Genomic DNA, 16,379 nt, shown 5'->3' with positions numbered 1-16,379 from the left:
CGCAATGAAGTTTCTGGGTCAGGTCTGGTTCGATACCGAAAAGAGCAGCAAAGTCACGCAGGAGGAATGGGACGCGGTCACGCAGGAGTGCATCGTCAGCGACGACCATTGGCGCGACAGCGGTCACATGCAGAGCGCCCTGGCGCTTTATGAACCGGAGCGAGCCGTAACGCTCCGCATTCGCAACGGCACTGTCGCCGCTACAGATGGTCCCTTCGCCGAAATCAAGGAGCATCTCGGTGGCTTCGTGGTGATCGAGGCCAAGGACATGGATGAAGCGAAAGCGATCATTTCCACCTTCCCGATCCTCAAATATGCGTCGATCGAAATCAGACCCGCCTATTCGATCAAGGATGGGAGATAGCCATGCGCTTCGTCTGCCTCATCTATAATCCCGCCGATATGGATGGCACGCTCAGTCAGGCCGAGGGCGACGATCTCGTAAGGGCGCATTTCCAGTATGACGAGGAGCTTCAGCGCAAAGGCATCATGATCCATTCCGATGCATTGGAAGGTCCCGACAGCGCCTCGGTCCTGAGAGTGCGCCATGGCATTCTGTCTTCGACCGATGGCCCTTACGTCGAGACCAAGGAACATCTGGCTGGCATCTACATCATCGAGGCAGCCGATCTCGAAGAGGCGCGGAAGGTCGTCGAGGGCATTCCAAGCGTCCGCGTCGGATCGATCGAATTGCGTCCGGTGAGGCTGCTCACCCTGCCAGAGTGAGGATCGCCTGTTGGAAAGCGTGATCGAAGATATCTACAGGCAGCATTCGCGTCGGGTTCTGGCGACGCTGATCCGTCTGCTCGGCGATTTCGACCGTGCCGAGGACGCGCTGCACGATGCCTTTGCCGCGGCGGCACGGACCTGGCCGGCTGACGGCATTCCCAGCAACCCTTTCGCTTGGCTCGTTTCGACGGGACGCTTCAAGGCAATCGATACAATCCGCCGCCGGGCGCGCTTCGATGCCTCGCAGCAGCACATCGAGGACAGTCTCTACACGTTCGACGAAACGGAGATCGGCGACATGGAAGCGATCGAAGACGATATGCTGCGGCTGGTCTTCACCTGTTGCCATCCCGTTATTCCCGCCGATGCGCAGATGGCGTTGGCGCTTCGGGAAATCTGCGGGCTGACCACCGAAGAGCTCGCCCATGCCTTCCTCATTCCGGCGCCGACGGTCGCCCAGCGGATCGTGCGCGCCAAAGGCAGGATCCGGGCTGCGAACATCCCTTATGAAGTGCCAGGCCGCGAGGCGCTGCCCGAACGGCTCGACCGAGTGCTGCATGTCATCTATCTCGTCTTCAACGAAGGCTATTCCGCCTCTTCGGGAGACGCGGCCGTTCGCGCCGACCTGACCGCAGAGGCCATCCGGCTGGCGCGTCTGTTGCTGGCGCTGCTGCCGCATCCTGATGTTTGCGGCCTTCTGGCGCTGATGCTGCTGCAGGATTCCCGCCGCAGCGCCCGCAGCAGCGAGGAGGAAGCGCTGGTGCTGCTTGCCGATCAGGACCGCTCGCTCTGGGACCGCGCCAAGATCTCGGAAGGTCTGACACTCCTAGCCGAGGCAATGCGGACAGGAGAGATCGGCACCTATACGGTGCAGGCGGCGATCGCCGCCGAACATGCGAAGGTGCCGACCGCCGAGGAAACCGACTGGCGGCGCATCGCCTTCTATTATGACCTCCTTCTGGCGGCCCAGCCCTCACCGGTCGTCGAACTCAACCGCGCCGTGGCGATCGCGATGGCGGAAGGACCGGCGACAGGCCTGGATCTGATCGATGCCATTCTGGGCCGCCAGGAGCTCACGGCCTATCACCTCGCCCATTCGGCCCGCGCCGATCTCCTGCGCCGTCTCGGCCGGCGAGAAGAGGCAATCGCGGCCTATGAAACGGCGCTGTCGCTCTGCCGGCAGGAGCCGGAGCAGGCTTTTTTGCGGAACCGGATTTCAGAGCTTGCCGCGGCGCCCGAGCGGCAGTGAGATTGCGGTGCCCGTCAGCGCCGAGACGATGATCAAGAGATGCGCATTGACGCTTGCCTGCGCCAGCGCGGCCAGAGCCATCCGCTCGCTCGAGGCTCCGAGCGCAATGGCGCCGGCGGTGATGCCGGCCGGATAGGTGCCGACGCCGCCCGGCGCGTGCACCGGCAGAACGGAGGAGAGTTCGCCGCCGAGCGCGCCGCCGAAGCTTGCCGCCATCGGCAGCACCCCCATCAGGCCGAGCGCCCATGCTAGCACGATCACCTTCACCAGCCAGTTGACGATGGTCATCACCCAGGCGCGCGCAAAGGCTGCGGCGTCGAGCGGTAGCCCGTTTTCGATCTCGACGACGAATTTCTGCGCCTTATCAGGCAACAGCCTGGCAGCGAGCCTGAACAGCGGCTTGCGCGCGGCGAAAGCTGCGACCGGCAGCAGCAGGAAGACTGCCCAAAGCGACCATGCGACAAGTGCATCGGCCGCGGCGAGTGCAAAGCCGATACCGGCCGCCGCCAGGAGCGCGTGCAGGTCGAGCAGCCGCATGACCAGGAGCGCCGAGGTTCCGCGGGTCAGCGGGATGCCGAACTCGGTGCGCATCAACAGCGGAAAACTGGTCTCGCCGGTGCGGAAGGGCATCATGATATTCAACAGATTGTGGATCTGCGTGACGCGGAAGAGGGTCGCGAACCGGCCGGCTGTTTCCTTGGGAAAATAATCGTAAATACGCCAGGTGCGCAGGAAATAGGTGCTCGTCAACGCCACGAGCGCGCCGATCACCGGGCCTGCCCCGACATCGGCCCATTGACTGATGATGACGGGCCAACCCCAGAACCATTGCACGAAGAGCGCATAGGCTGCGACAATTACGACCGTCAGCGCCGTCATGCGATTGCGCATAAACCAGGACTGCTGGCTTTCAACGATCGAACTCTTCATGTAGTAGGCATTCCTCGCTTGGCGTCGGCATGAGCCTCGGCTCCATTGCCAGGCGTTTTAGGAGAAATGAAGGTTGGGCACAACGGCGGAGTTGAAGCGACGGCGGCCGAGATCGCTTTAAGGCCGACAACCGCCGTGGCAGACCGACAGATCACGGCGCCTTGCCGGCTTGACTTGGAGATCGATGTTGGAGCGCATTACCAAAAACATCACGAGCGCGAGCATTTTTCTGGCAGTCTATTTCCTGCTGAACATCGTGCTCCGCATCGCGCTGCCCCATACGCTCGATCTCGACGAGGCGGAACAATCGTTCTATTCGCAATATCTTCTGGCTGGCTATGGCCCGCAGCCGCCCTTCTACAACTGGATCCAATACGCCATCGTCTCGGTCACCGGGATCACGATGTGGGCGCTCTCGGTTCCGAAGAACATCATTCTCTTCGGCTGCTATCTTTTCTATGGGCTGGCTGCCCGCGAGGTGCTGAAGAGCCGTCTGCTCCCGCCCATCGCCATGCTGAGCCTGATCACCCTGCCGCAGGTCGGCCTCATGGCGCAGCGCGAACTGACCCATACCGTTGCCCTGCTGTTTGCGACCTCGCTCTTCCTCTTCGGCTTTTTTCGCACACTTCGGCAGCCGACGATCGGCAGCTATCTCGTCATCGGCATCGCCACCGGCATTGGCCTCATCTCCAAATATAATTTCGCCATTCTGCCGTTTGCCGCCTTCGTCTCAGTCCTGGTGGACCGAAAGTGGCGCAGCCGTCTGTTGGACTGGCGTCTGCTGCCGGCGTTCGCAATCGCCATTCTGATCGTTCTGCCGCATGCGCTCTGGCTGCCCGATAATCTCGTCAGCGCTTCGGCCCCGACCATGGAGCGGATGACCGCCGAGCACGAGGCCGCCGCTGGCCTTCCCCGTATCGCACAGGGGCTGTTGTCCCTCGTCATCGCCGTCCTCGGCTTCGTCGCGTTGCCGATCGTTGTCTTCGCGGCAGCCTTCCGACGGGATTTCTTCCGTGCGCTTTCCGCGTCCAGCCCGATGATCCGGGTCATTGAGCGGATGATGGCCGTCAGCCTGCTTGCCTTCGTCGGTGTCGTCATCGTCGCCGGCGCAAGCGATATCCACGAGCGCTGGCTCGACCCGTGCCTGCTCGTCCTGCTGATCTATCTGTTCCTGAAGCTGGAAACCGCAGGCTTCGATCTCTCCGCAGGCCTTGTACGCTTCCGGCCTGTGGTGCCGGTCTTCATGGTCGTCATCCTGGCGATCCTTCTGCTACGGATCGTCGCCATGCAATATACCGGCGTTTATACGAGAACGAATGTGCCCTTCTCCGGCTACGTGGCCGAACTGACCGCGGCCCGCAAGCCGGTTCTCATCGTGGCGGGAACCAAGTTCGTGGCCGGCAACATGAAGCTGGAATTCCCCGACGTTCCCGTCGTGATCCCATTCTTTCCAGGCCCCGGAGTGCCTGAATATGCGACTGCGAAGGGTCCTGTGCTCGTCGTCTGGCGCGGAGAAACCGCAAATGACCCCACCATTTCTCCCGACTTTGCCGATGATCTCGTGAAATCGGGTATTCATCTGCAGGAGGTGAAGACGCTGACCCTTCCCTATCTTTTCGGTGACGGCAAACATACGTTCTCGATTGGTTATTCCTGGGTGGAAGGCGGCGCGAAGTAGGTTTCGGCAAGTCGGCCGATTGCGGGAAAGCGGCATTGCCCGCTGGCAACGGGCGGACACTTCATGTAGTAGGCTTCCGCAAGCGCGGCGGCGGCAGTAAGATTGCAAGGCCGCTCGGCCTTTTGGAGATGCAAAGTTGCAGACAACGGTAGAGCCCATTCGCGGCACGAATGATCCGGTACAATCGCTCGAGCTGTCGCTGGTCGTGCCCGTTTTCAACGAAGAGGAAAGCGTCGGCCCGCTGGTCGAGCGCATCGTTGCGGCGATGGCCGAGTATCCGCATCGCTGGGAACTGATCCTCGTCGACGACGGCAGCACGGATGCGACGCTCGTCAACGCCCGCAAATTCGTCGGACACGAGGGCCTGGCGCTCCGGATTGTCGAGCTGCAGCGCAACTTCGGCCAGACCGCCGCCATGCAGGCCGGTATCGACACCGCCCAGGGCCGCCTGATCGCGACGATGGACGGCGATCTGCAGAATGACCCGAAGGATATCCCTTCGATGGTCTCCGAGCTCGAGCGGCGCCAACTCGACCTCCTGGTCGGCTGGCGCAAGAACCGCAAGGACGGCCTGTTCCTGCGCAAGATCCCGTCATGGTGCGCCAACTACCTGATCGGCCGCATCACCGGCGTCAAGCTACATGATTACGGCTGCAGCCTGAAGATCTACCGTGCCTCGATCATCAAGCAGGTGAAGCTGATGGGCGAAATGCACCGCTTCATCCCGGCCTGGGTGGCCGGTGTCGTCCCGAGCTCGCGCATCGGCGAGATGGCCGTCACCCACCATGCTCGCGAGCACGGCGTTTCGAAGTACGGCATTTCGCGCACCTTCCGCGTCATCCTCGACCTGCTCTCGGTCATGTTCTTCATGCGCTACAAGGCAAGGCCCGGCCATTTCTTCGGCTCGCTCGGTCTCGGTCTCGGCGCGGTTGCCATATTGATCCTGCTCTACCTCGGCTTCGACAAGTTCATCCTCGGCAACGATATCGGCACCAGACCCATGCTGATGGTCGGGGTCGTTCTCCTCCTTTCGTCGGTGCAGATGATCACCACCGGCATTCTGGCGGAAATGATCGCGCGTACCTATTATCGTGACGACGCCTCCCCGAACTATATCGTGCGGCAGATCTTCGACGATCAAAGCCAAGCGTAAGCCGGCAGCATGATGCTGGACCGCGCGACGAGGACGATCAGAACCGCGGCGCTGCTGCTTGCAGCCTATTTCGTGCTGAACATCGCGCTCAGGCTCGCGCTTCCGCACGCGCTGGAACTCGACGAGGCCGAGCAGTCCTTCTTCTCGCAATATCTGCTGGCGGGCTACGGTCCGCAGCCGCCCTTCTACAACTGGATGCAATATGCCATCGTTTCGGTGACCGGCTTGTCGATGGGCGCGCTTATCATCCCGAAGAACATCCTGCTCTTCCTGTGTTACCTCTTTTACGGCCTTGCCGGGCGCGAGGCACTGAAGGACCAGAAGCTTGCCGCCGTCGGGATGATGGCGCTGATCACCCTGCCCCAGGTCTCCTATATGGCGCAGCAGGATCTGACCCACACGACGGCGCTGCTCTTTGCAAGTTCGCTCTTCCTCTATGGCTTCTTCCGCACGCTCGAGCGGCCCGGCATCGGCAGCTACCTCCTGCTCGGGCTTGCCACAGGCATCGGGCTGATCTCGAAGTATAATTTCGCGCTTATGCCCGTCGTCGCGCTGCTTGCCATCCTGCCCGATGCCGAGTGGCGGCGCCGGGCACTGGACTGGCGTATCCTGGCAGCGATCGTCATCGCGCTCATTATCGTGCTGCCGCACGCGATCTGGCTGCGGAGCAACCTCGAATTCGCCTCCTCCGATACTCTGGTCAAGATGGCCGCCGGCAACGAACCGGCTGGCGCGGTGCGGATCGGCAAGGGCATTCTTGCCTTTCTCATCGCCATCATCGCCTTTGCAGCGCTGCCCGTCGCCATTTTCGCCGCCGCCTTCCGCCGGGATTTCATCCAGGCGCTCTCATTCGGAAACCGCTGGACGGGGATGCTGGAGCGAATGATGCTCGCGAGCCTCGCCGGCATTCTTCTGATCGTGCTGCTCACCGGCTCCACGACGGTGCGTGAACGCTGGCTCGACCCGTTCCTGCTGGTGCTGCCGATCTATTTCCTGGCAAAGATGCAGGCGGCCGGACTCGACCTTTCCGCCGGACTGCGCCGCTTCCGGCCTGTCGTGCCGGTGCTGATGGCCTGCGTCCTGGTCGCGCTCGGCTTCCGCGTCGTCGGCGCCGGGCTGATCGGCACCTACAGCAGGCCGAATGTGCCGATGGCCGATCTCGTCCGCGATATGACCCGACAGGCCGAGCCCGCGCTGGTGATTGCCTCCGATCCCTATGTCGCCGGCAACATGCGCCTGCAGCTTCCCCATGTGCCCGTCGTCATCCCCGATTTTCCCGTTGCCGGCATTCCGGCCTACACAACAGCAGGCGGACCGGTGCTGATCGTCTGGCGCGGCAAGAAGACGGCGACGGCTGCGGACGCCGTCATGCCGGAGCGGTTTTCATCGGCGCTGACGGCGGCTGATATCACGCCGCAGGAGATCGGCGCCCTGTCCCTTCCCTATGCCTTCGGCCGCCAGGGCGATAATTTCGCACTCGGTTATGCCTGGGTTCGGCCGGGGGCGCGATAATGACCGAGACCAGGCTTCGCGACATCCGGTGGATTTTCGTCCTGCTGGCCGCCTATTTCGTGCTTCAGGTCGGCGTCCGGCTTGCAACCTCACATTCGCTCGATCTCGATGAGGCCGAACAGGTCTTCCGCTCGCAATGGCTCGCCGCCGGTTACGGCCCGCAGCCGCCATTTTACAACTGGCTGCAATATACTGTCTTCCAGTTTACAGGCGTTTCGCTGGCTGCTCTGTCAGTCGTCAAGAACCTTCTGTTGTTCAGCTCTTATCTGCTGTACGGCCTGACGGCGCGGCTCATCCTGCGCGACAAGGCGCTCGTGGCGATCGCAACGCTCGGGCTGCTGACGATCCCGCAGATGGTTTTCGAGATGCAACGGGATCTGACACACACAGTCGCGGTCTTCTTTTCTGCCAGCCTGTTCTTCTACGGCTTCGTTCGCAGTCTGAAACAGCCGAGCGCCCTCTCCTATCTGATGGCGGGCATCGGCATCGGTTTCGGCCTGCTTGCCAAGTATAATTTCGCCATCCTGCCGGCGGCGGCCCTGATTGCCGCGCTGGCGGATGCGCGCCTGCGGCCGCGGATCTTCGACCGGCGGCTGGCGCTGACCGCGGTCGTGGCGCTCGTCATCATCCTACCGCATCTTTTCTGGCTGAAGGACAATCTCGATTTCGCAAGCGCGCGCACGCTGGAGAAGATGACCGCGAGCGGCCACGCGAGTTATCCCATGCAGGTCGCCATGGGCATCGGCTCGCTCGCTCTCGCGGTCATCAGCTTCGCAGGATTGACGGTGGCGGTGTTTGCGGCCGTCTTCGGCAAGAAGCTTCGTTCGGCGCTCGGCGCCCGATCGGAATGGACTGGGCTTCTCGAGCGGATGATGCTCGTCTTCGTCATCGGCATCCTGCTCCTGATCGTCTTCGGCGGCGCGGCCGGGATCAAGGATCGCTGGCTGGTGCCGATGCTCTTCATCGTGCCGCTCTATCTCTGCTTGAAGATCGAGGCGGCGGGCGTGGAGACCGACAGGGCTTTCCGGCGTTTCATGCCCATCGTTGCCGTCATCATGATCGGCGTGCCGGCCGCCCTTTACGGCAGCGTGGCGAGCGCGAGCTTCTCAGGGCACTACGAACGATTGAACAGGCCCTATGCCACGATGCTGAAAAACCTGCGTCAACAGGCTGAACCGGCGGCAATCCTTGCCGGCGACAGCCTTCTTGCTGGTAATCTCAGGCAGGATATTCCCGGGGTACCGGTCCTCTCCGTCGATTATCCCGGCTTCCATCCGGATCTGACCGGCCGGCGACCGCTTCTCCTCGTCTGGCTGATACCGCCGAAGGGAGGCAGCGAAGCGCTCCCGCCTGATATGGCTCAATGGCTCCAGGCCAATCTCGGCGCCTCCGCGCCTGAGACGTCGGTGATCGACGTGCCCTATTTGTACGGCCGCGGCAGGGACAGCTATCGTTTCGGCTATGCCTGGATCAATCAGCCGGGCTGAGCGAAATCACGATTTCAGCTCCTTCCAGGCCGCGTCCAACGCCAGCCTGGTAATCCTTGCCATCTCGTCCACCTCCGCGTGGCTGATGACAAGCGGGGGCGAGGCGAGCATACGGTCGCCGGTGGCGCGCAGCACCAGGCCGTTCGCCAGTGCGTGGTTGCGTACCAGCGCGCCGATCTGATCGGGCTTGTCGAAGCGAGTGCGCGTGCTCTTGTCGGCAGCAAGCTGCAGGCCGCCCATGAGGCCGATGCCGACTGCCTCGCCGACAAGATCGTGTTCGGCCAGCGCTGCCCAGGCCTTGCCGAAATAGGGACCGATATCGTCGCGCACGCGCTCGACCAGTCTTTCCTCCTCGATGATGCGCAGGTTTTCGAGGGCGGCGGCGGCGCAGACCGGGTGGCCGGAATAGGTGAAGCCGTGATTGAAGTCACCGACGTCGTTGATCAGCACGTCGGCAATGCGGCCGCTGACCAGCACGCCGCCGATCGGCAGATAGCCGGAAGACAGTCCCTTGGCGATCGGCGCGAGATCCGGCTCGACGCCGAAATGCTGATGGCCGAACCAGGCGCCGAGACGGCCGAAACCGCAGATCACCTCGTCGGTCACCAGCAGAATATTGCGCGCCTTGCAGATGCGGTCGATCTCCGGCCAATAGGTCTCCGGCGGGACGATGACGCCGGCAGCACCCTGCACGGGCTCGGCGACGAAGGCGGCGACATTCTCCTCGCCGAGCTCGTCGATCTTCGCTTCCAGCTCACGCGCGACTTTGAGACCGAATTCGGCGGGCGAGAGATCGCCGCCCTCGCCGTACCAATAGGGCTGGCCGATATGGACGATGCCCGGGATCGGCAGATCGCCCTGCTCATGCATGTATTTCATGCCGCCAAGGCTGGCGCCGGCAACGGTCGAGCCGTGATAGCCGTTCTTCCTGGCGATGACGATCTTCTTCGACGGCTTGCCGACGGCGCTCCAATAGACGCGGGCCATGCGAAACCAGGTGTCGTTCGCCTCCGAGCCGGAGCCGGTGAAGAAGATATGGTTGAACCGTTCGCCGGCATGGGACGTCACCTTCTCAGCCAGCAGCGTCGCCGGCGTCGAGGTCGTGCCGAAGAAGGTGTTGTAATAAGGCAGCTCATTCATCTGCCTTGCGACGGCCTCGGTGATCTCCCTGCGACCATAACCGATATTGACGCACCAGAGACCGGCGAAGCCGTCGAGATATTTCCTGCCGTGATTATCGAAGATGTAGACGCCCTCGCCGCGCTGAATAATGCGCGTTCCCTCGGCATTCAGCTTCTTCATGTCGGCGAAGGGATGCAGATGGTGCGCGGCGTCGATAGCAGCAAGGTTGGAGGGCGGGTAAGTATCGGGCATGACTGGTAAAAGACCCTCGCGGATTGAAAGGCTGCTGTCGATGGGATAGGAGCTTGGCCTTGTCCCGGAGGATTTTCAAGGTCATGGCGAGCGACAGGATGGACGGCAAGGCCGATGGAGAGCCGCGTTTCGAAATCCTGATCGTCGGCATGAACGGTGAGTTGCGCGGCAAGCAGCTTCCTCAGAACAGCGAAGGTAAGATCTGGACCGGCGAGATCCGCCTGCCGACCTCGACGCAATCGCTCGACATTTGGGGCGACGACAATGACGATATCACTGGCCTGTCGCTGACGATCGGCGATCCCGACGGCATGGTCGTTGCCGACCGACGCAGCCTCGCGCCGATGCCCTGGGCGCCGGAGGGCTCGATGCAGGTGCTGGCCACCATGTGCGAATTCGACGGCAGCCCAAGCTTCATGGATCCGCGCGCCATCCTTGCCTCGGTGGTTGAGCGCTACAGGCTGCGCGGATTGACGCCCGTCGTCGCGACCGAACTGGAATTCTATGTGATGTCTGGAGACTGGCGCGAGACCGGACGCCCTTCCCCGCCCGAAAGCCTCACCTATCGCGGCGAGCCGAACGGTTTCCAGCTCTACGACATGAGCGCCGTCGATGCGCTCGACGCCTATCTGCAGACGCTGAGGGCCTATGCGAAGGCGCAGGGCCTGCCGGCGGATGCGACGACAGCGGAATTCGGGCCCGGTCAATTCGAAGTCAACCTCATGCACCGCGCCAATGCGCTGGCGGCGGCCGACGACTGCCTCTACTTGAAGCGCATCGCCGAACAGGCGGCGCGCCGCCACGGGTTGAAATCGACCTGCATGGCCAAGCCCTATACCGACCATGCCGGTTCCGGCCTGCATGTGCATGTAAGCGTCATCGACGAACAAGGCCGCAACATTCTCGACGCCAAAGGCGGCGAGCCGAAGCTGCTGAAATCGGTCACCGCAGGCATGCTCGACAGCATGCGCGAGGCGCAGCTGATCTTCGCCCCCTTCGCCAATTCCTACCGGCGCTTCCAGCCAGGCTCGTTCGCGCCCGTCGATCTGACCTGGGGCAGCGGCCATCGGGGCACGGCGATCCGGATCCCCGACAAGGAAGGGCCGGCCGCGCGCATCGAACACCGCGTCGCCGGCGCCGACGCCAATCCTTACCTGCTGCTGGCGGCGATCCTCGGCGGCATGCTCACGGGGCTCGACCACGAACTCAACCCCGGCGAGGAGACGACGCCGGCGCATACGCCCGCCAATACAACGCGACTGACACATGATTTCCTGAGCGCGGTCGATGCTTTCCGCGCCTCACCCTTCGTCGCCGATATCTTCGGCACACGCTATCAGGCGCTCTACGGCGACACCAAACGCAAGGAAGCGCTGGCGCACCTGCGCGCGGTCTCCGATTTCGATTACCGCACCTACCTGCCGCGTGTCTGACGTCTTCGGCCCTCACGCCGCGGGTTCGCGGCGTTCGTCCGCATCAATCTGAGCTGCCAGACCCTGCTTGACGAGAACCTTCAGTTCGCCGGGATGCAGACGGATCAAAACGTCGCGTTCGAGCGGCAGCAACTCGCCGTCCATGACGCAATTGGCCTTGGAGCGCAGCTTCGGGAAATGCAGGCGCACCTCGGCCGGATGCATCACCATGACATCGGCATTCTCGCGCACCTTTCCGCGCAGCATGTCGATGGCAAGGCGGGCGACACCAAGGGGTTTCAGCGGATTTGCCGTATAGAAGCCGAGCTCGCCGCTTCTGAGATTATCGGCATAAAGCAGCGCATTTTCGCCGAAAGGATTGTTGGAGACCGAGACCGCCGAGACCCTGCGGCGCTCACGCATGCCGGCTGCTTCGAACTCGACCTCGAACTCGGGCGGATTGAAGATCACGCCGAGAGCAGCCTTCATGCTCGCCCTGATCTTGCCCAGCCGCGAACGATAGCTGTAGGCGTTGCGGTAGCGCACCATGCGGGCATGCAAGCCGGCGGAAAACTGGTGAATGAAGGGGCGGCCATTGGCGCTGGCGATATCGACGTTGTCGATCTCGCCTGATGCAAGCACATCGAGCGCCTGCCAGATATCGAGCGGCACGCGCAGCGAGCGGGCAAAGAGGTTCATGGTGCCGGCCGGCACGACGCCAAGCGCGATGCCGTTTTTCCAGGCGATCGAGGCCGCCGCCGAAATCGTGCCGTCGCCACCACCGGCGACGATGCCGTCGATATCGTCGCGCTTGGCCGCCCGCTCCATGGCGGGAATGATTTCCTTGCCGGAGAAAACGATCGCCTCGAAATCGTGTCCGGCGTCGCGGAAAGCTGCTTCCGCCCTCTTCTCGTAGGCCAGCATATCGGTGGTCTTGAAGGTACCGCCGTCGCGATTGAAAAAGCCTACAAGCTTCATGAGGGCTCCCGTTCCTGGCGCGGAAATGGTCCTGCCTTGCTCCTCAGATGGTTGCGCCACCGGCGATTTCAAGCGCCGCCCCTTCACGGCAGGAAATGACAGAAATGCAAATATTGCAACGGACATATGCACATAGCAGGACGCTGCACTGCGAAAATTGCACTCGACGCCGGCCGCTGCATTGCGGATAGATCGGATATCGGAGAGATCGTCCACTTCCCGCCATTTATCCCGATCGCCTCGCGGCGACGCCAGGGGTCATTGCCAAGCAGAAAACCTTTCCACGGAGCTCTCATGACTGAGATCGCCATCAGTGATTCCATTGGTACCCGGCCGGGTGACGAACTGCCATCGGCAACGACCGTGGCCTTGGTTCAACTGGCGCTCGCTTGCGGCGGCTTCGGCATCGGTACCGGCGAATTCGCAATCATGGGGCTGCTGCCCAATGTCGCCGATACCTTCTCGGTAACGACGCCGCAGGCGGGATATGTCATCAGCGCCTATGCGCTCGGCGTCGTCGTCGGCGCGCCCGTCATCGCCGTTCTTGCCGCGAAGATGGCGCGCCGCACACTGCTTTTGACGCTGATGCTGGTCTTTGCCATCGGCAATATATCGAGCGCCATGGCGCCGACCTTCGAGGCCTTCACCGTGCTGCGCTTCATCACCGGTCTGCCGCATGGCGCCTATTTCGGTGTCGCCGCGCTTGTGGCCGCCTCGATGGTGCCGGTTCATCGGCGGGCACGCGCTGTCGGACGCGTCATGCTCGGACTGACTGTCGCAACTCTCCTCGGCACGCCGCTGACGACGTTTTTCGGCCAATCGCTCGACTGGCAGGTGGCGTTCCTGTCGGTCGGCGTCGTCGGCCTGCTGACAGTGGCCTTGATCTGGCTCTATGTTCCCAGGGACAGGGTTTCCGAAGAAGCGAGTTTCTCACGCGAACTCGGCGCCTTCCGCCGACCGCAGGTCTGGCTGACGCTCGGCATCGCCGCCGTCGGTTATGGCGGCATGTTTGCCATGTTCAGCTATATCGCCTCGACGACGACCGAGGTGGCGATGTTGCCGGAAACAGCCGTTCCGATCATGCTGGTGCTCTTCGGCGTCGGCATGAATGCCGGCAATTTCATCGGCTCGTGGCTCGCCGACAAGTCGCTGCTCGGCACGATCGGCGGCTCGCTCATCTATAATATCGTCGTGCTGACCACCTTCTCGCTGACTGCTGCCAACCCCTATATGCTCGGCCTCTCGGTCTTCCTCGTCGGCTGCGGCTTTGCCGCCGGCCCGGCGCTGCAGACGCGGCTGATGGATGTCGCTGCCGATGCTCAGACGCTGGCGGCGGCTTCCAACCATTCGGCCTTCAACATCGCCAATGCGATCGGCGCCTGGCTTGGTGGTCTCGTCATCGCCTGGGGCTATGGGTTTGCGGCAACCGGCTATGTCGGCGCGGCACTCTCCTTCCTCGGCCTGTTCGTCTTCGCCGCCTCCGCCCGCCTGGAGCGTCGCAGCACGCAGGTGGCGTAGCGCATCTCCGCCTGCAACGCGAACAGGTGCGACATTCTGGCGTTAAGCATTTAGCCGGCTTGACTTTTTCCGCGTTCGGGACCACCTAGCATACATGTGGACGGCACCTGTCGGCCACGGATTTCAACGGAGTCATCTTAGCGATGCCAAGCGACAGTAGCAGTCGATTGCCTTTGCCGTACGCGGCCGCCCTCGTGCGCTGACCGACTCCTGTCGGCTCGCCCGATCGGACGCTACGGCGGATCGACGGAAAGGCGAGCCTCATGAATATCAATCGCTTCCCTCTTCGGGCAGGCCATGCCGCCCGTGCCTTCATCAACAACAGCCGCGGCGCCACGATCGCCGAACGCGTCGACGCGTTGAACGCGCTCAGCATCCAAGACGCCGGGCGGGTGCTGTCGGCCATGCCGCTCGACTATGCCGTCAACATTCTCGACCGGCCGGAGCTTCGCAACGCCGCACAGATCCTCGCGCTGATCAGCGCCGAGGACGCCGCACGGCTGCTGCACGGCATGTCCAACGACCGCGTCGCCGACGTGCTGCTCGAACTCGACGGCGAGACCCGCGCCCGGCTGTTCTCCAGCCTCGACGAGCCGGTGCGCGTCGCCATCCAGCATCTGATGGGCTATCCGCCACGCACGGCCGGCGGCATCATGACGACGGAGTTCGTCAGCGTGCCCGACAGCTGGACCGTTGCCCAGACGCTCGATCATGTGCGCCAGGTCGAACGCTCGCGCGAGACCGTCTACGCCATCTATGTGCTCGACGAGCGCAGCCATGCGCTGATGCATGTGGTGACGCTGCGCCGCCTCATCACCGGCGAGCCTGACGCCTCCATCCTCACGGTCGCCCAGAAAGGCGTTCCGGTTTCGGCCGATCCGCTGATGAAGCAGGAGGATGTTGCCCGGTTGATCCGCAAACACGACCTGCTCGCCTTGCCGGTGACCGACGAACATGGGCAGGTGCTCGGCATCGTCACGGTCGACGACGTGATCGATACGATGATTTCGGACACGACGGAAGCAGCCCAGAAGTTCGGCGGCATGGAGGCGCTCGGCCAGCCCTATATGAAGATCGGCTTTGCCGGCATGATCCGCAAGCGGGCCGGCTGGCTCGCCGCCCTGTTCCTCGGCGAGATGCTGACGGCGAGCGCCATGCAGCATTTCGAAGGCGAGCTGGAAAAGGCCGTGGTGCTGACGCTGTTCATCCCGCTGATCATGAGCTCGGGCGGCAATTCCGGTTCGCAGGCGACGTCACTGATCATAAGGGCGCTGGCGCTCGGCGAGCTGAAGCTTTCGGACTGGTGGAAAGTGCTCTTCCGCGAGCTGCCGACCGGCATCGTGCTCGGCGCGATCCTCGGCCTCGTCGGCTTCATCCGTATCGTCTTCTGGCAATCCGCCGGGCTCTACAATTACGGCCCGCACTGGCCGATGGTCGCCGTCACAGTGTTTGCCGCGCTGATCGGGATCGTCACCTTCGGCTCGATCTGCGGCTCGATGCTGCCGTTCGTGCTGCAGAAGCTCCGGCTCGACCCGGCCAGCGCCTCGGCCCCCTTCGTCGCCACGCTGGTCGACGTCACCGGCCTCGTCATCTACTTCTCGGTGGCGCTGCTCATCCTCAGCGGGACGCTGCTGTAGCACCCAAGACCCCTCCCCAACCCCTCCCCACAAGGGCCACAAGGGGGGGAGCTTAAACTGCCGCACCCGCATCCCAACTATTGACCTTTGATGGGGAGCGAGACGGCGCCCCAGATTAGTCCCTCCCCCTTGTGGGGAGGGGTTGGGGAGGGGCTTTTATTAGCGAGAAAAACTATTGGGAAATTATCTTCCCTCGGGCAGTTTCAACGGCCCATGCGTCTTGATGCTGCGGATGGCGAAGTTCGAGCGGATGTCGCTGACGTTCGGCAAGGTCAGCAGCGTGTCCGTTAGAAGCCGTTCATAGGCGGCGAGATCTTCCACTACCACTTCGGCCAGGAAATCGGCTGTTCCCGAAATCAGGAAACAGGAGACGATTTCGGGGATGGCGAGCAATGCCTTCTGCTGTGCCTCGGAATTTTCGCGGCTGTGATGCACCACCTTGAATTCGACGAAGACCGTCAGGCCGAGACCGACCTCCTTGCGATCGATATCGGCGGTGTAGCCGCGGATGATACCGGAGCGTTCGAGATTACGGATGCGACGCAGGCAGGGCGACGGCGAGAGGTTCACCTTCTCGGCGATCTCGACGTTAGTGGCGCGCGCATCTTCCTGCAGGCATTTCAGGATGGCAATATCGAATTTATCGAGATTTGGCACTTTCGTGAAACCCTTTGGCATGATTTGGCAGAAGATTGCGTATAGCACGCTTTTCGAGCCATAGA

14 protein-coding genes are annotated in these 16,379 nt (G+C 62.5%); 10 read left to right on the top strand and 4 right to left on the bottom strand.

What is annotated here, in order from left to right:
* Positions 1-4: 4 nt before the first annotated feature.
* From AMK02_RS06770 to AMK02_RS06760, 3 genes are read left to right on the top strand one after another with little or no spacing between them, the layout of a single operon-like run.
* Positions 5-364 (top strand): YciI family protein, encoded by a 360-nt coding sequence (locus AMK02_RS06770; RefSeq protein WP_064801416.1) that lies wholly within the window; start codon positions 5-7, stop codon positions 362-364.
* A gap of 2 nt (positions 365-366) precedes the next feature.
* Positions 367-726, top strand: a complete 360-nt coding sequence (locus AMK02_RS06765) for a YciI family protein (RefSeq protein WP_064801414.1) — start codon at positions 367-369, stop codon at positions 724-726.
* Between the two features lie 10 nt (positions 727-736).
* Positions 737-1,978, top strand: coding sequence for an RNA polymerase sigma factor (locus tag AMK02_RS06760; RefSeq protein ID WP_064801412.1), 1,242 nt, complete (start codon positions 737-739; stop codon positions 1,976-1,978).
* Here the strand turns inward: AMK02_RS06760 and AMK02_RS06755 are convergent.
* Complete coding sequence (locus AMK02_RS06755) at positions 1,946-2,908, bottom strand: lysylphosphatidylglycerol synthase domain-containing protein (RefSeq protein WP_064801410.1); 963 nt, start codon at positions 2,906-2,908, stop codon at positions 1,946-1,948. The genes AMK02_RS06760 and AMK02_RS06755 overlap by 33 nt on opposite strands.
* Before the next feature lie 184 nt (positions 2,909-3,092).
* On the opposite strand from AMK02_RS06755, the gene AMK02_RS06750 reads away from it, so the two are divergent.
* The 4 genes from AMK02_RS06750 (at position 3,093) to AMK02_RS06735 (ending at position 8,738) form a co-directional block, all read left to right on the top strand.
* On the top strand, positions 3,093-4,586 hold the full coding sequence (locus AMK02_RS06750; protein ID WP_064801408.1) for an ArnT family glycosyltransferase: 1,494 nt from the start codon (positions 3,093-3,095) through the stop codon (positions 4,584-4,586).
* 136 nt (positions 4,587-4,722) lie between these two features.
* Positions 4,723-5,739, top strand: coding sequence for a glycosyltransferase family 2 protein (locus AMK02_RS06745; protein WP_064801406.1), 1,017 nt, complete (start codon positions 4,723-4,725; stop codon positions 5,737-5,739).
* Between the two features lie 12 nt (positions 5,740-5,751).
* Positions 5,752-7,251, top strand: a complete 1,500-nt coding sequence (locus tag AMK02_RS06740; RefSeq protein WP_064806042.1) for a glycosyltransferase family 39 protein — start codon at positions 5,752-5,754, stop codon at positions 7,249-7,251.
* Entirely contained in the window at positions 7,251-8,738 is a 1,488-nt protein-coding gene (locus tag AMK02_RS06735) for an ArnT family glycosyltransferase (RefSeq protein WP_064801404.1), read from the top strand. Before AMK02_RS06740 ends, AMK02_RS06735 begins: the two co-directional genes overlap by 1 nt.
* Before the next feature lie 6 nt (positions 8,739-8,744).
* On the opposite strand, the gene AMK02_RS06730 is transcribed toward AMK02_RS06735, so the two are convergent.
* Positions 8,745-10,112, bottom strand: coding sequence for an aspartate aminotransferase family protein (locus AMK02_RS06730; RefSeq protein WP_064801402.1), 1,368 nt, complete (start codon positions 10,110-10,112; stop codon positions 8,745-8,747).
* An 83-nt stretch (positions 10,113-10,195) separates the two neighbouring features.
* Between AMK02_RS06730 and AMK02_RS06725 the strand changes: the two genes are divergently transcribed.
* The gene (locus tag AMK02_RS06725) at positions 10,196-11,545 is read left to right on the top strand and encodes a glutamine synthetase family protein (protein ID WP_064801400.1); all 1,350 of its coding nucleotides are present in this window, start codon (positions 10,196-10,198) and stop codon (positions 11,543-11,545) included.
* Between the two features lie 12 nt (positions 11,546-11,557).
* On the opposite strand, the gene AMK02_RS06720 is transcribed toward AMK02_RS06725, so the two are convergent.
* The gene (locus AMK02_RS06720) at positions 11,558-12,502 is read right to left on the bottom strand and encodes a diacylglycerol/lipid kinase family protein (protein WP_064801398.1); all 945 of its coding nucleotides are present in this window, start codon (positions 12,500-12,502) and stop codon (positions 11,558-11,560) included.
* A gap of 294 nt (positions 12,503-12,796) precedes the next feature.
* On the opposite strand from AMK02_RS06720, the gene AMK02_RS06715 reads away from it, so the two are divergent.
* Together AMK02_RS06715 and mgtE are read left to right on the top strand one after the other, a co-directional pair.
* Positions 12,797-14,020, top strand: coding sequence for an MFS transporter (locus tag AMK02_RS06715; protein ID WP_064801397.1), 1,224 nt, complete (start codon positions 12,797-12,799; stop codon positions 14,018-14,020).
* Positions 14,021-14,283: 263 nt separating this feature from the next.
* Complete coding sequence (gene mgtE, locus AMK02_RS06710; RefSeq protein WP_064801395.1) at positions 14,284-15,657, top strand: magnesium transporter; 1,374 nt, start codon at positions 14,284-14,286, stop codon at positions 15,655-15,657.
* Between the two features lie 183 nt (positions 15,658-15,840).
* On the opposite strand, the gene AMK02_RS06705 is transcribed toward mgtE, so the two are convergent.
* Positions 15,841-16,362 carry an Lrp/AsnC family transcriptional regulator gene (locus AMK02_RS06705; RefSeq protein WP_011424650.1) on the bottom strand — a complete coding sequence of 174 codons (522 nt, stop codon included), beginning with the start codon at positions 16,360-16,362 and terminating at the stop codon, positions 15,841-15,843.
* Positions 16,363-16,379: the final 17 nt, after the last annotated feature.

Source organism: Rhizobium sp. N731 (genome assembly GCF_001664145.1).
GTDB lineage: Bacteria > Pseudomonadota > Alphaproteobacteria > Rhizobiales > Rhizobiaceae > Rhizobium > Rhizobium esperanzae.
The sequence above is the reverse complement of the archived record's forward strand: the minus strand, read 5'-3'. Positions and strand labels throughout refer to the sequence as shown.